Origin of the sequence: Streptomyces sp. NPDC051555, from assembly GCF_044454405.1 — a bacterium.
GTDB lineage: Bacteria > Actinomycetota > Actinomycetes > Streptomycetales > Streptomycetaceae > Streptomyces.
Genome location: NZ_JBITDP010000017.1, coordinates 119797 through 133890, shown reverse-complemented (window position 1 = coordinate 133890; position 14094 = coordinate 119797). Strand labels below are relative to the sequence as shown.

General features: G+C 68.2%; 17 protein-coding genes. All 17 read left to right on the top strand.

What is annotated here, in order from left to right; genetic code table 11:
- Positions 1-35 precede the first annotated feature (35 nt).
- The 17 genes from ACIBEA_RS29825 to ACIBEA_RS29745 all read left to right on the top strand — a co-directional run bounded on the left by ACIBEA_RS29825 (position 36) and on the right by ACIBEA_RS29745 (position 14085).
- A complete protein-coding gene (locus ACIBEA_RS29825) occupies positions 36-506 on the top strand; it encodes a phage terminase small subunit P27 family (RefSeq protein WP_399266132.1) in 471 nt (156 codons plus the stop codon).
- A 31-nt stretch (positions 507-537) separates the two neighbouring features.
- Positions 538-2190 carry a terminase large subunit gene (locus ACIBEA_RS29820; RefSeq protein ID WP_399266130.1) on the top strand — a complete coding sequence of 551 codons (1653 nt, stop codon included), beginning with the start codon at positions 538-540 and terminating at the stop codon, positions 2188-2190.
- A gap of 21 nt (positions 2191-2211) precedes the next feature.
- Positions 2212-2433 carry a hypothetical protein gene (locus ACIBEA_RS29815; RefSeq protein ID WP_399266128.1) on the top strand — a complete coding sequence of 74 codons (222 nt, stop codon included), beginning with the start codon at positions 2212-2214 and terminating at the stop codon, positions 2431-2433.
- Entirely contained in the window at positions 2433-4367 is a 1935-nt protein-coding gene (locus tag ACIBEA_RS29810) for a phage portal protein (protein ID WP_399266126.1), read from the top strand. The genes ACIBEA_RS29815 and ACIBEA_RS29810 overlap by 1 nt, the downstream gene beginning before the upstream one ends.
- Position 4368: 1 nt before the next feature.
- A complete protein-coding gene (locus ACIBEA_RS29805; RefSeq protein ID WP_399266124.1) occupies positions 4369-5232 on the top strand; it encodes an HK97 family phage prohead protease in 864 nt (287 codons plus the stop codon).
- Positions 5233-5247: 15 nt separating this feature from the next.
- Entirely contained in the window at positions 5248-6570 is a 1323-nt protein-coding gene (locus tag ACIBEA_RS29800) for a phage major capsid protein (protein ID WP_399266122.1), read from the top strand.
- Positions 6571-6581: 11 nt separating this feature from the next.
- Positions 6582-6794: a hypothetical protein gene (locus ACIBEA_RS29795; protein ID WP_399266120.1), complete on the top strand. Its 213-nt coding sequence runs from the start codon at positions 6582-6584 to the stop codon at positions 6792-6794.
- A 116-nt stretch (positions 6795-6910) separates the two neighbouring features.
- On the top strand, positions 6911-7138 hold the full coding sequence (locus tag ACIBEA_RS29790; protein ID WP_399266118.1) for a hypothetical protein: 228 nt from the start codon (positions 6911-6913) through the stop codon (positions 7136-7138).
- On the top strand, positions 7128-7670 hold the full coding sequence (locus tag ACIBEA_RS29785; protein ID WP_399266116.1) for a mobile element protein: 543 nt from the start codon (positions 7128-7130) through the stop codon (positions 7668-7670). Before ACIBEA_RS29790 ends, ACIBEA_RS29785 begins: the two co-directional genes overlap by 11 nt.
- Positions 7667-8008, top strand: a complete 342-nt coding sequence (locus ACIBEA_RS29780) for a hypothetical protein (RefSeq protein WP_399266114.1) — start codon at positions 7667-7669, stop codon at positions 8006-8008. The genes ACIBEA_RS29785 and ACIBEA_RS29780 overlap by 4 nt, the downstream gene beginning before the upstream one ends.
- Positions 8009-8018: 10 nt before the next feature.
- On the top strand, positions 8019-8300 hold the full coding sequence (locus ACIBEA_RS29775) for a hypothetical protein (RefSeq protein ID WP_399266112.1): 282 nt from the start codon (positions 8019-8021) through the stop codon (positions 8298-8300).
- Positions 8288-8737, top strand: a complete 450-nt coding sequence (locus ACIBEA_RS29770) for a hypothetical protein (RefSeq protein WP_399266110.1) — start codon at positions 8288-8290, stop codon at positions 8735-8737. The genes ACIBEA_RS29775 and ACIBEA_RS29770 overlap by 13 nt, the downstream gene beginning before the upstream one ends.
- A gap of 50 nt (positions 8738-8787) precedes the next feature.
- Positions 8788-9555, top strand: a complete 768-nt coding sequence (locus ACIBEA_RS29765; RefSeq protein WP_399266108.1) for an Ig-like domain-containing protein — start codon at positions 8788-8790, stop codon at positions 9553-9555.
- 72 nt (positions 9556-9627) lie between these two features.
- Positions 9628-9975 (top strand): hypothetical protein, encoded by a 348-nt coding sequence (locus ACIBEA_RS29760; RefSeq protein WP_399266106.1) that lies wholly within the window; start codon positions 9628-9630, stop codon positions 9973-9975.
- A 2-nt stretch (positions 9976-9977) separates the two neighbouring features.
- Positions 9978-10322: a hypothetical protein gene (locus tag ACIBEA_RS29755; RefSeq protein ID WP_399266104.1), complete on the top strand. Its 345-nt coding sequence runs from the start codon at positions 9978-9980 to the stop codon at positions 10320-10322.
- A gap of 80 nt (positions 10323-10402) precedes the next feature.
- Positions 10403-10729 (top strand): hypothetical protein, encoded by a 327-nt coding sequence (locus ACIBEA_RS29750; RefSeq protein ID WP_399266102.1) that lies wholly within the window; start codon positions 10403-10405, stop codon positions 10727-10729.
- A gap of 17 nt (positions 10730-10746) precedes the next feature.
- The gene (locus ACIBEA_RS29745) at positions 10747-14085 is read left to right on the top strand and encodes a phage tail tape measure protein (RefSeq protein ID WP_399266101.1); all 3339 of its coding nucleotides are present in this window, start codon (positions 10747-10749) and stop codon (positions 14083-14085) included.
- Positions 14086-14094: the final 9 nt, after the last annotated feature.

Below are 14094 nucleotides of genomic sequence, written 5' to 3'. Positions count from 1 at the left end.
GCCCATGATCCGTGACGCTCCGTGAGGGGGTTCCCGTGCCCTCTCCCAAGCCCCGCCCGGCCGGCCTCAAGCTGGTCGAGGGCACCCGTCCGGGCCGCGACTCCGGCGGCCGCAAGGTCGCCGAGCCGCCCGCCTTCAAGCGCGTCCCGCCCGAGGCGCCCGAATGGCTGCCTGCCGAGGCGCGCGCCGAGTGGGAGCGGGTCGTCCCCGAGCTCGCTCGTCTCGACCTCCTCAAGCCTGTCGATCGCTCTGCCCTCACCGCCTACTGCCTCACCTGGGACCGGCTCGTCCAGGCCCAGCGGCAGATGGATGAGGACGGTTCCGTGCTGGCGACCAACTCCCAGGGCCGCGTCCGGCATCCGGCGGTGGCGGTGATCGAGGCAGCGTCGAAGGAGCTGCGGGCCTGGGCCGGCGAGTTCGGCTTGACGCCTTCGGCTGAGTCGAGGGTGGGCCGGCAGGGGGACGACGATGGGGACTCGACGAACCCGTTTGTCGGCTCCGGCTGACCTGGGGATATCCCCCGAGGTTCTTTGGTACATGGAGTCCCGCGGGATCCCGCTGCCCGACTGCCGGCCGAAGATTCAGACCCCCAACCCGGGCGAGGCCCCAGGCGCCGTGTTCGACCCGGCCAAGGTCGACAAGGTTCTGATGTGCTTCCACCTGCTGCGGCATACGCAGGGCAAGTGGGCAGGCAAGCCCCTCGACCCTGACCCCTGGCAGGTGGCGTACATCCTGGCGCCGGTCTTCGGCTGGGTCCGCTGGGACGACGAGGCTGACGGCTACGTGCGGATCGTCCGCAAGCTCTACGTGGACGTGCCCCGCCGTAACGGCAAGACGACCCTCTCCGGCGGCATCGCCGTGTACCTGATGGCCGCAGACTCGGAGCCGGGCGCGCAGGTGTACGCGGCGGCCACCTCTGAGAAGCAGGCTCGGTACACGTTCGACCCGATCAAGACGATCGCCGAGCGGGCGCCTGCGCTGAAAGGGAACGTCAAGGCGTTCACCAAGAAGATCACGCACCCGGCTTCCGGCTCGTACTTCACCGTCGTCTCGTCGGTGGCGGAGGCCCTGCACGGCGCGAACGTGCACGGCGGAATCATCGACGAGCTGCACGTCCACAAGAGCCCGGACTTGGTGGAGACCATCGAGACCGGCACCGGCTCCCGCCGGCAGCCGCTGGTCATCATCATCACCACGGCGGACGAAGGCAAGCAGGAGTCGATCTACGACCGGAAGCGGCAGTACATCGAGCAGCTGGCCCGCGGCGCCCTGCACGACCTGGACACCTACGGCGTGGTCTGGGGTGCGGGTGAGGAGGATGACCCGCACGCCGAGGCCACGTGGCGGAAGGCGAACCCCGGCTACGGGGTCAGCCCGTCAGCCGCGTACCTGAGGGGCGCGTCAGCCGAAGCCCAGCAGTCGCCAGCCGACCTCTCCAAGTTCCTGCGCCTGCACCTGGGCATCCGGACCAAGCAGACCACCAGATTCCTGACGCTGGACGCCTGGGACCGGAACGCGGGCATGGTCGACGAGCGGCGCTTCGAGGGGCGGGAGGCGTATGGCGGCCTGGACCTCGCGAGCAGTAGTGACTTGTGTGCGCTGTGCTGGCTATTCCCGGACGACAAGACCGGGACGCTGGACGCGGTCTTCCGCTTCTGGACGCCGGAGGACAACCTCCGCGCGCTGGACAAGCGGACCGCGGGAGCGGCCAGCCGATGGGTCCGCGAGGGCTTCCTGGTGGCGACGCCGGGGAACGTCGCGGACTACGACTGGATCAAGGAGCAGATCCGCCGGGACCGTGACCTGTTCAAGGTCAAGTCGATCGGCTACGACCCGTGGAACGCGAGTCAGCTGACCAATGATCTGGTCTCCGAGCGGGCGCCGATGGTCAAGGTCAGGCAGGGCTTCGCGACCATGAGCCCGGTCCTGAAGGAGATCCAGCGCCTGACGCTGCAGGGCACGCCGGAGTCGCCAGCCCTGCGGCACGGCGGGCATCCGGTGGCCAGATGGTGCGTCGATAATCTCGCCGTCGCTATGGACCCGGCCGGCAACGTGAAGCCGGACAAGGCCAACTCCGGCGACAAGATCGATGGCGTCTCTGCCCTGGCCACTGCGATGGCCGAGGTTGTTGCCCGGCCCCCGCGGCGGAAGTCCCGCTACGCGGACGACGAAGAAATCATGGTCGTTTAGCGGCCGGGACAGGGGGGCCGCATGTTCGCCTGGCGCCGTACCGCAGTGCGCAAGAGGGTCATCGTCAACCTGTCGGACAAGGCGTTCGCGGGGGTCCTCTGGGCCAAGCGCGGGCCCCTGCTCGTACTGCGCGACGCGGAGCTGCTCGAGCCTGGCCGGGCTCCGCAGCGCATGGACGGCGAGGTCGTCATTGAGCGGCACCGGATCGAGTTCACTCAGGTCCTCGCGACGGGCGGTGGGTGATGGCGTTCGTCGTTTCCTCCGGCCAGCTCGCGGTCACTGGCGCCGGGGTCACGCCTGGCTACGCGGCCATGAGCCTGCCCGCGGCGCCGTGGGAGTACGAGACGATCTGGCGCACTCAGCCGCAGGTCCGGACCGTCATCGGCTTCCTGTCGAGGAACATTGCCCAGCTGGGGATTCACACGTTCCGCCGGGTGAGCGACACCGACCGGGAGCGGCTGACGGACCACCCGCTGGCGAAGCTGCTGGCGGCCCCGATGCCGGGCATGACGACGTACCGGTTCGTCGAGCGGATGGTGTCCGACATCGGCGTGTACGACCACTGGTACGGGATCAAGCTGACGCTCGACGGGCAGCTGCGGATCCTGCCGGTACCGCCCTCGCTGATCCGCCCGCACGGCGGGAACTGGATCGCCCCGAAGTACTACGAGACGGCGGGCGGGCGGGACTTCGCGCCCGACGAGGTCGTCCACATTCACGGCTACGCGCCCGACAACCTGACCGTCGGCGCATCGCCCCTGGAGTCGCTGCGCGATCTGCTTCTCGAATCGGCCGAGGCGTCGCGCCAGCGATCGCAGATGTGGAAGGGCGGCGCCCGCCTGACCGGTGTCCTGAAGCGGCCGTCTGACGCCCCCGAATGGGGCGACAAAGAGAAGGTCCGCTTCCGCGAGATGTGGCGGACGTTCTCCCAGGGCGGTGGCGCCGAGGGCGGCACGCCCATCCTCGAGGATGGCATGGACTACGTGCCGGTCGGCTTCAACCCGGAGCAGGCCCAGTACATCGAGGCCCGCAAGCTGACCCGCGAGGAAGTGTCGGCGGCCTACTTCATCCCGCCTCCGCTGATCGGGATCCTCGACCACGCCACCTACAGCAACATCAAAGAGCAGCACGCCCACCTGTACCAGGACACGCTCGGTCCGTGGATGGTGATGCTGCAGCAGGAGATCGTCGCGCAGATCCTGCCTGACCTGCCCGGCGACAACAGTGACGTGTACTGCGAGTTCAACATCGACGCCAAGCTCCGCGGCTCGTTCGAGGAGCAGGCGGTCGCGGCATCGACCGCGACGGGCCGCCCGTGGATGACGGTCAACGAGACCAGGGCCCGGAACAATCTGCCGGCCATTGACGGCGGCGACTCGCTGATCACCCCAATGAACGTGACCGAGGGCGGGCTTGCCTCGCCGCGGGACACGGCCCCGGATCCGGCGGCACTCCCAAAAGCGCGAGGCCTGGCGCTGACCAAGAGCGGCAGGCCGGCTGACCTCGGAACCGCGGCCACTGAAGGAGACGCCCTCGCGACGTCGCTGAAGAAGTGGACGGCGCGTGCGGCAGGCAAGCTGCTCGCTGCGGCGGGCGTCAAGGCGGGCGACATGCCCGACCTGCTCGCCCTATGGGCCGCCGGATCCAAGGACCGGCTCGCTCAGCTCGAGGTTCTCCTTGCTGACCACGGCTACCGCCTCGCGCAGGTCGGTGCCTGGGAGGTCCTGAGTGAGTGGAACCCCGGCGCCGAGGACTGGTCGGCGGACGTGATGCTGGCCTGGATCCTCGCGGCCGCGGGCACGCACGCGGAGCAGCACGAGGAGGCCGGCCGCAAGGCCGTAGCCGCCGTGCAGGAGAAGGGCGGCGACAACTGGCGCGACGGCCTGCTCGGCGCCGCAGCAGCCTGGGGCGCGGCAGCAGCCTTGCGTGCGGCGACCGCCACGACCGAGCTCCGCAGCTTCGGCGGGCACGACGCCGCCTCGGCGTCCGGCCTCACCAAGAAGATCTGGCGCACCGGCGGCAAGAACCCCCGGCCTTCCCACAAGGCCCAAGACGGCGAGGCCGTCAGTCTCGACGACGTGTTCTCCAACGGGCTTCGGTGGCCGGGCGACGGACAGGGCAAGGTCGCCGAGCTCGTCAACTGCAACTGCACTCTCGACTACGCGAAGGAGGGATGACGTGCGCACCAAGGATTTCACCGCGAGGGTGAAGGCGGCGGGCGTCGCCGACGGGCTGGCCGAGGGGCAGTTCGTGGCGATCGTCAGCGTGTTCGGCAACGAAGATTCGGTCGGCGACGTCGTCCGCCCGGGAGCCTTCACGGAGACGCTGGCCCAGTGGGACGCGAAGGGCGACCCGATCCCAGTCATCTGGTCTCACGCCTGGGGTGACCCGTTCGCTCACGTCGGCGTTGTCGTCAAGGCCGTCGAGACCCTACAGGGGCTCGAGGTCACCGGCCAGATCGACGACCTCGACACGAACCCCACCAGCCAGCAGGTGTACCGCTTGCTGAAGGGCCGCCGCGTCACTCAGTTCTCCTTCGCCTATGACGTGAAGGAAGGCGCCTGGGTCGAGGACGAGAGTCACCGATACGGCGGCTACTACGAGCTCCGCCGACTCCAGCTTCACGAGGTCGGCCCCTGCCTCGTCGGCGCCAACCAGGAAACCGAACTTCTCGCAGCGAAGGCCCACGGCCTGGCCCGCGGTGCGAAGGCCGGCCGCGTTCTCAGCCAGGCCAACTTCAACTCCCTCTCCCAGGCGCACGCCGCCATCGGCGAGGTACTCGCGGCGGCAACGCCGGAGAAAAGCAAGACCGAAGAGCCCGGCCAGCAGGAGACTCCCGCCCCCGACGGCAGCCAGCCGCCCGAGCAGCCGGAGCCCCAGCCCGCCCAGGAACTCAAGGCAGAACCCACCCCCAGCAGCACAGAGGAAGAGTCCACGCCGGACCCCCGCGAAGCATCCACCGAGGATGCCGCCAAGGTCGGTGCCGCCGCCTCCCGCCTGCTTACTCGCCTGGACCTCGACTTGCTCGAGCTGGGCGCTTAACCGGAACGAGGAGACATGAGCGTCAAGATCGACGAACTCACCGAGCAGATCAAGCACCATCTCACGGAGGCCCGTGCCATCGCCGCGAAGGCGGAGGCCGAGGACCGGGACTTCACGGACACCGAGCGGTCCGCCCTCAACGAGCACATGGCCAAGGCCACCGAGGGCAGCGACGAGCTGAAGAAAGCCAAGGGCGACGCCGCACTGCGGTCCACGCTGGCCGGCCTCGGCGACGACATCGGCCTCAACGAGAAGAAGTCGGGAGAGCGCCGCAGTCCCGCGGGCCTGATCATCCCCGACGAGAAGACCTCTCTCGGCGAGCACTTCGTCAAGTCCGCTGAGTACGCGGCCCTCATGGGCACGACCGCGAACGGGCAGTTCGGCGCCAAGCAGCGGGTCCAGTCCCTGCCTGTCGGATACAAGAGCCTGGTCACCGGCCTGTCCGACACTTCCGCGGGCGCGTTCGTCAACAACGACCGCATCGGCATGCAGGTCGCGCTCGAGGCCTTCCAGCGTCCGCTGCGTCTGCGGGACGTGGTCACCAACGGCACCACGACCAGCGACACCGTCGAGTACGTGCGGATGACGTCGACCACCAACAACGCGGCCCCGGTCGCCGAGGCCACCAGCTCGGCTGCCCCGACCGCTCCGGCATCCGTGCCTGGCGCCCTCGTCAACAACGCGGGCGGCGGCTACAAGCCGGAGTCGGCGCTGGCCGCGGCGAAGGTCACCACGCCCGTGCGCACGATCGCGCACTGGATTCCGGTCACCAAGCGGGCTCTGTCCGATGCGGCCCAGATCCGCACCCTGATCGACGCGTTCCTGCGGTACGGCCTCGAGGAGGAACTCGAGGACCAGATGATCTCGGGCGACGGGACCGGCGAGAACTTCGAGGGCCTCGGCAATGTCTCCGGCGTACAGGCCCAGGCCTGGGACACCAACGCCCTGACCACTACCCGCAAGGCCAAGACGAAGGTCCGCACGGTCGGCCGCTCGGTCGCGAACGCCTACCTCCTGAACCCTGCGGACCTGGAGACGATCGACCTCCTTCAGGACAACGAGGCAAGGTACTACTTCGGTGGCCCCTCCGGCTCCGGCTCGGCTGGCACCCTGTGGGGCGTCCCGGTCATCGAGACCGAGGCTGTCCCCGCGGGCACCGGCTACGTCGGCGACTTCCGCAAGGCAGTCCTGTGGGACCGGGAGCAGGCGTCGATCCAGATGACCGACAGCCACGCGGACTTCTTCGTCCGCAACCTCGTCGCAATCCTCGCCGAGATGCGGGCTGCGTTCGGTGTCCTGCAGCCCAACGCCTTCGTCGAGATCGACCTCACCGCGTAAGGAGGCACGTCATGGCCTACCTGAACACATCAGCCGGTGCCGCCCGCGAGGGTCGCCAGACGGCAGCGGTCGCTGACGCGGGGGCTGCCACCTCGGTCGTTGCGGCTGGAGCCAACCCCACCAAGGCCGAGTACGACGCCCTGCGCGTCGACTACCTGGCCCTCCGTACCAAGGTGAACGCCCTGCTCGCAGCGATGCGGACATCCGGCCAGCTGGCCCCGTAGGCGTGTTCACCCGGCAGACGGCTCGAGGGCGGTGCCCATGTGGCGCCGAGCATGCGGCGTGCGGCCCGCCCTCGGCCTCTACCCCCGTCGATCAGAACATCGTGGAGGTATCCGCCATGAGCGGCCCGCTCAAGAAGTACCGGTACGTATCACCCGGCGGTAGCGAGTCCGTCCTCAAGCTGAGCCGCGAGGACGCCGAGAAGCACGGCTTGTCCGACGAGGATTTGGTCGAGTCCGGCAGCGGCTCCAAGGCGACTGCTCCGATTCCGAACAAGGCTCGTACCGAGTCGGCGAACAAGGGGCGGACGCCTCGCGGCAAGGGCGGTGCGGGTGGTGGCGACTGACGCGCCGCTGGCCGATCCTGCCGAGCTGGCGACCTGGCTCCGCGTCCCGGCCGACGACCCTCTGCTCCTGGCAACCCTGCGATCCGCGTCCCGGCGATTCCGGGGCGCCGTCCGTCACGAGGTCAACCTCGTCGAGGGTGACGAGATCACCCTCGACGGCAACGGGCGGGAGTCGTTGCTCCTGCCGGTCTGGCCCACCACGGCCGTCACTGTGGTCCTCCTGGATGACGAGGAGCTCGTCGAAGGCACCGACTACTCCTGGTCCGAGGCGGGCATCCTCCGGCGGCTCGGTTGCCAGGTCTGGCCTGACCGGCTGCGCTGCGTCGAAGTCACCTACAGCCACGGCTGGGCGGAGATCCCAGCGGACATCTCCGACGCGGTGATCGAGCAGGCACGGGCCGCCTTCCGGTCCGAGCCGGGCGTCAAGTCCAAGGCTGTCGGCGGGCAGTCGGTCACGTTCGAGACCGGCGTCACCAGTCAGTGGTCGGAGGCGGTGCAGCGCCACCAGGTTCAGACCGGGAGCAGCGCATGATGTTCAACCAGACCTTCGTGCGCGTGCGCTCGGGCAGCCGCCCGGACCGCGGCGGCAACCAGATCCCCGACTGGACAACCGCCACCCGGATCACGGTGACGAGGGTGAACATCCAGCCCAGCGTCCAGCAGGAAGCCCACGACGAGACCCGGACATCCAAGGTCACCGGGTGGCATGTCCAGTCCGATGAGGGCACCAATCCCGACATCCGGGCGGACGACCGGATCGAGTGGGACGGCATGACCCTCGAGGTCGACGGCGAGGTCGCCCGCTGGCCAGACCTGTTCAGCAGCACGATCCATCACGTCGAGTTCGAGATGAAGCGGTCCACCGGATAGGAGGTGCGCCGTGCTGGAGAAGTTCGAGCTCGACTCGGCCAGCGTCCGCGAACTCCTGAAGGGACAGCCCGTCCGCGACCTCGTCGACGACTACGCCCAGCAGGTCGCCGACAACGTCAAGGCGCTCGTCCGTGACGGCGTCCCGGTCGAGGTCCGCAGGTACACCACTGACCGCGGCGCCGCCACGGTCGTCGTGGCCGACGTGCGCGCCATGGCCTGGCAGGCACGCGACGGGATCCTCACCAGGGCGGCTGCTCACGCAGGCCTCGAGGTCAAGGCGTGGCAGCGGTGAAGCCGCTCGTGGTCTTCGGGGACGCGCAGTCCGCAGGCGCAGCCGTGCTGCGGGATGCACTCGCCGGACGGCTCGAGGACTACGTTGCCGGTGTCTCCGTCGGTACCAGGGTCCCGGGCGACCGATCGCCGGAGACGCCGCACCTGCCCTACGTCATGGTCCGCAAGGACGCCGACTTCCCTCACTCATCCATGGCCAACTCACGGTGCACGCTCCGCGTCACCGTCTGGCACGAAGACGCCGACCAGGCCCATGACCTAGCCATGCTCTGCCAGGGCCTCCTGCTCGTCCACTCCGGGCCCGTCATCCGGGGCACCCGCCCCGCGACCGGCCCGATTGCAGCAGTCGATGAAGGCGCTGAGCGGGCCGCCTCCGGCATCGACCTCTCCACCTTCACCGTGCTCGCCAACGTGAAGCCCGTCCCTCTCACAGCCTGACCTGTCCGTCGAACTGCGACGTAACCCCTGCACCGACAAAGGAGGACGCCGTGGCCGGCGACCCGCTGAAGGCAAATCTGTGGACGGACGCGGACGTCTACATCTCGACCAACCTCTCCGCGACCCTGCCCGCCAACGCCGGCACCGCGTTCGGCGTGGACTGGGATCTCGTTGGCCTCCTTGATGGAGACGACGGATTCCCGGAGTCCCGCGACGAGGACACGGACGACAAATTCGCCTGGGGCGGCATCCTCGTCCGCACCTCGCGGAATCACTTCAAGCTGACGAAGAGCTTCACCGCGCTCGAGGACAACGACACCACCTCCTCCCTGCTGTGGCCTGGGTCGACGTCCTCGCAGATCATCGTCCCTCGACCGGCCAAGGTGCTCATCGCGTTCGAGACCCGCGAGGGCAGCAAGGTCCGTCGGCTGATCTCGGCGAACTACGCCGAAGTCTCACTCGACGGCGACCACGGCGAGAACGAGACCGACCTCGAGTCGATGACCTTCGTCGCAACGATCTACCCCACCGGCGGGGGCGTGCTCTTCAATAAGCAGAGCACCCCGACCATGACCGCCCTGGACGTCAGCCCCGCGACCAAAACACTCGCCGTGGCGGGGATAGGCGCCCTCGTCGCCACTGCCACCTACGACGACGCCTCCACCGCGGTCGTCACCGGGTCCGCCTCGTGGATGTCCAGCAACCTCACCAAGGCCACCGTCGCCTACGGCTACGTGACCGCCGTCGCCACCGGCTCCGCCACCATCACCGCCACCTACGGCGGCTTCTCCGACACCTGCGCCGTCACCGTCTCCTGATCGCCGGGGCGCGGTGGTTCGTCGCGGTTCGGCCGCGCCCCGGTGCACCACCCGAACCGCGACAGGAGAGCCATGCCGATCAAGTACACCGACGAGCAGATTCACGTACAGGCCGTACATCTGGGCCTCATCGCCGAGGGCGATGAACTGCCCCGGAATCTGCGGGGCAAGGCCGTCGCCGCTCTCGCCCACCTGGATGCTGCCGAGCGCCGCGCACCAATTGAGCCGCAGCTGGCCGGCGAGATCGTCGTACAGCCGGGCGGCTCCATCCTCGTGGACGGCGAACCGTTTCCGTGGCTGGTCGCCGCCCAGCCCATGGAGATCGGTCTCAACCCCGACGGCGTAAGCACCGTCCGCCTCACCCTGATGGCCGCCGCCGTGCAGGTCATCCGCCCCGAACCGCGACCCGAAAGCGAGTAGTGATGGCAGCCCGAACCGCGACCAGCAAGACCCCCGACGACCAGCCCTTCGACTTCAACCTCGACGCCGTCGAGGCCGAGGTCGAACTCCGCCCCTTCCGCGTCCACTTCGGCGGCAAGCGCTTCGAGCTCACTCACATGCAGGCGCTCAACGCCTGGGACGCCATCGAAGCGGCCGAGTCCGGTGACGTCGGCGTCGTGGTGGAGAGCATGAAGCTCGCCCTCGGCGACCAGTGGGACGACTTCCGCAGTGTGCCCATGCCGCAGCACAAGCTGATGACCCTCTTCAAGGCGTGGCAGGCGCACTCGGGTCTCAAGCCGGGGGAATCGGACGCCTCCGGTTCCTGATCCGGAGGCATCCCAGAGCGCTCGACGCCGACTTGCGCAGCGAGTACGGCGTTCGACTGCGAGACCTGCACACCGGTGACATGACGTGGCGTGAGCTCGCCTCCTACGTTGAAGGCTTCTCCGCGCAGGCGCGAATACGCACCGTCCTCAACGAAGGCAAGCCGGAGCCAACCGGCGAACAGCTGCTGCTGGCCGACCTCTTCGACATGCTGCAGCGCCTCAACTGGACGCTCGAGGCAGTGAACTCGGAGAAGGGCAAGCCCCCCAAGCAGCCCAAGCCGTATCCGCGCTGGTGGCTCACGAAGAGCTCGAAGAGCGGGAGCGAAGACCGCGTCGTCCGGCTGGAGGCCGCGCGCGAGCGCAAGCGCGCACGCGCAAAGGACATCGCCGAAGGCCGCATCGCCTGAACCGACGGGGGTGAACTATGCCGAATGTCGGCTACGCAACCATTCAGATCATCCCCTCCGTCCGCGGAATCAGCGACCAGATCCGCAGCCAGCTCGTCGGGCCCGCCGGCGAGGCCGGTGCCGACGCCGGCGAGGAGGCGGGCGAGGGCCTCAAGAAGAAGCTCCTCGTCGGGGCTGCCGCCGCTGGTGTCGCCGCGGGAGCCTTGCTCGTCGCTGGTCTCGTCGAGGCCATGGAGCAGGCGAACGTCACCTCGACCCTGCAGGCACAGCTCGGCGCGACCGGCAAGGACGCGGCTCGCTACGGGAAGATCGCTGGCCAGCTGTACAGCAAGGGCATCACGGAGGAGTTCGCGCAGGGCGCCGAGGCCATCCGCGCCGTGGTGAACGCAGGCCTGATTTCGCCCGACGCGACGAACGCCCAGTTGGAGTCGCTGAGCGCCAAGATGTCCGACGTCGCCTCGACGTTCGGTGTCGACATGTCGCTGCAGACGCAGGCCGTGGCTGCCATGTTCAAGAACGGGGTCGCCCCGTCAGCGGAGGCCGCCCTCGACCTGATCACGGTTGGCTTCCAGAAGCTGGGCCCGAACGCCGAGGACTTGCTCGAGACGTTCCAGGAGTACTCGGTCCAGTTCAAGAAGCTGGGCATCAACGGCGAGGAGGCCCTCGGGCTTTTCCAGCAGGGCATCGCCGCAGGTGCCCGTGACACCGACATCATCGCGGACGCGTTCAAGGAATTCGGCATCCGCGCGATCGACATGTCCCAGTCCTCGCAGGACGCGTACAAGGCCATCGGCCTGGACGCGGAGAAGATGTCGCTGCAGATCGCCAAGGGCGGCGACGTCGCGGGCGAGGGACTGCAGCTGGTCCTCGACAAGCTCCGCAGCATCGAAGATCCGGTAGCACGGAACGCGGCCGCGGTTGGCCTCTTCGGCACGCAGGCCGAAGACCTTGGCACCGCGCTCTTCGCCCTCAATCCGAACACTGCGATTGACGGCTTCGGCAAGATCACAGGCGCGGCCGGCGAGCTGGGCAACACTCTGCACTCGGGACCCAGCCATGAGATCGAGGTCTTCGTCCGCACCCTCAAGCAGGGGCTGGTCGACTTCCTCGGCAGCGAAGTCCTGCCGGTCGTTTCGCGGATGGGACACGCGTTCAATGCGGAGGTTCTGCCGCCGATCCGGGACGTGGCGTCGGTCGCCGCGTCCGTACTTCTGCCTGCCCTGCGCGACCTCGTGACTGCTGGCCTTGCCATCATCAGCTGGCTGCGCGAGTGGGGCGCCTGGCTCCTTCCGGTGGTCGTCCTGGTCGGCGGGCTCACCCTGGCCCTGAACGCCCAGGCCATCGCCACCGCCGCCGTCACCGCGGTGTTCTCCGTCTATCGTGCGGCGATCCTGATCGGCACTGCGGTCACCACTGGATTCGCTGCCGCGCAGGCTCTACTCAACGCGATCATGGCGCTCAACCCGATCACCCTTATCGTCATCGCGCTCGTAACGCTGGCCACCGCACTGATCGTTGCGTACAAGAAGAGCGAGACCTTCCGTGCGATCGTGCAGGCCGTGTGGCAGGCCATCCAAACCGCGGCCATATGGGTGTGGGAGAAGGGCCTCAAGCCCCTTATTGACGGATTCATGACAGGACTCCGGGTCATCGGTGTCGCCGCCGTCTGGCTGTGGGGCACCATCCTCCAGCCCGTCTTCAGCGCCATCGCCGATGCGGTGCGCATCCTCGCGACAGTCATCCTCACGATCCTCATCACCCCCGTCTACCTGGCGCTGAAGCTCCTCGGCGTGATCTTCTCGTGGCTGTGGGAAGTGGCGATCGGCCCGGCTTTCAGGGGCATCGGGGAGCTCGCGATGTGGCTCTGGAACACGCAGCTCAAGCCCGCGTTCCTCAATGTCGTGGCGGGCGCCCGGGCGGTCGGGGACGCGGCGATGTGGCTGTGGAACAACGCGATCAAGCCCGCCTTCGCTGCCATCGGCCAGTTCGCCGCGTGGCTGTGGACCACCCAGCTCAAGCCTGCGTTCGCCAACATCGTTGCCGGAGGACGTGCGGTCGGCGACGCAGCGATGTGGTTGTGGCAGAACGCGATCAGGCCGGTGTGGGATGGCATCAGCGCGACCATCCGCTGGGCGTGGCAGAACGCGATCAAGCCCACTTTCGACGCCCTGGGCCGCGGCGTCGGGACAGTGCGCGACTCCTTCGATTCCGGGGTCAGCAGCATCGGCCGGATCTGGGACAGGCTCAGGGACCTCACCCGCAAGCCCGTCCAGTTCATCATCGACACCGTCTACAACAACGGCATCCGCAAGGTGTGGAACACGGTCGCCGACTTCACTGGGGCAGGCAAGCTCGGGACCGTTAACTTCGCGGACGGCGGGCGCACTGCTGGCGGGACCCCGGGCAGGGACTCGATCCCGGCCTTGATGATGGCGGACGAGTACGTCATCCGGCGCGACTCCGCCCGCAAGCTGGGCTTTGGGACGCTGGACTACATCAACCGCTACGGCAACCTGCCCGGGCTTGCTGATGGCGGGCAGGTTCAGCGGTTCAAAGACGGCGGTGTCGTCGGCTGGTTCAAGGGCGCCGTCGGCTCGGTCGGCGAGTTTTTCGGCGACATGACCGACCTGATCACCAACCCGAGTAAGGCCTGGCAGTCGGCCACCGGATTCATCCGAGACAAGATCGCCAGCATCTCCGGGACCGGCTACGGCAAGCTCATCGCCAGCATCCCCACCAAGATGCTCTCCACCCTCAAGGACAAGATCGTCAGCGCGATGAGCAGCTTCGGCGGCGGTGGCGACATCGGAGGCAGCGGCGTGCAGCGTTGGGCCCCCGTCGTCCTTCAGGCGCTCGCCATGGTCGGCCAGCCCGCCAGCATGCTCGCCACCACCCTGCGCCGCATGAACCAGGAGTCCGGCGGCAACCCCTTCGCCATCAACAACTGGGACTCCAACGCCCAAGCAGGCGACCCGAGCCGCGGGTTGATGCAGACCATCGGCAGCACCTTCAACGCCTATGCGGGGCCGCTCCGGTCACGCGGAATCTACGACCCGCTGGCCAACATCTATGCCTCCATGCGGTACGCGCTCGCGACCTACGGCAGCCTGTCGCGGGCCTACGACCGCGCGGGCGGATACGACTCCGGCGGCTGGCTCCAGCCCGGCCTCACCCTCGCACACAACAAGACCGGCCAGCCGGAAGCCGTCCTCACGGCGGAGCAGTGGAGGGGGATTACTCAGAGAGGCACCGACCGCGGCGACCAGCGGCAGTACCACATCACCCTGCAGGGCTCCCAGATGACCGCCGCCGAGCAGGCTGCTGAACTCGTCCGGCACATGCAGTTCGCGACCTGAGCGAGGGAG

Coding starts and splice junctions, on each gene's coding strand:
- ACIBEA_RS29780 (WP_399266114.1), top strand. CDS start 7,667: ATGATGTTCAACCAGACCTTCGTGCGCGTGCGCTCGGGCAGCCGCCCG.
- ACIBEA_RS29750 (WP_399266102.1), top strand. CDS start 10,403: ATGACGTGGCGTGAGCTCGCCTCCTACGTTGAAGGCTTCTCCGCGCAG.
- ACIBEA_RS29745 (WP_399266101.1), top strand. CDS start 10,747: ATGCCGAATGTCGGCTACGCAACCATTCAGATCATCCCCTCCGTCCGC.
- ACIBEA_RS29810 (WP_399266126.1), top strand. CDS start 2,433: ATGGCGTTCGTCGTTTCCTCCGGCCAGCTCGCGGTCACTGGCGCCGGG.
- ACIBEA_RS29760 (WP_399266106.1), top strand. CDS start 9,628: ATGCCGATCAAGTACACCGACGAGCAGATTCACGTACAGGCCGTACAT.
- ACIBEA_RS29815 (WP_399266128.1), top strand. CDS start 2,212: ATGTTCGCCTGGCGCCGTACCGCAGTGCGCAAGAGGGTCATCGTCAAC.
- ACIBEA_RS29800 (WP_399266122.1), top strand. CDS start 5,248: ATGAGCGTCAAGATCGACGAACTCACCGAGCAGATCAAGCACCATCTC.
- ACIBEA_RS29790 (WP_399266118.1), top strand. CDS start 6,911: ATGAGCGGCCCGCTCAAGAAGTACCGGTACGTATCACCCGGCGGTAGC.
- ACIBEA_RS29755 (WP_399266104.1), top strand. CDS start 9,978: ATGGCAGCCCGAACCGCGACCAGCAAGACCCCCGACGACCAGCCCTTC.
- ACIBEA_RS29820 (WP_399266130.1), top strand. CDS start 538: ATGGAGTCCCGCGGGATCCCGCTGCCCGACTGCCGGCCGAAGATTCAG.
- ACIBEA_RS29795 (WP_399266120.1), top strand. CDS start 6,582: ATGGCCTACCTGAACACATCAGCCGGTGCCGCCCGCGAGGGTCGCCAG.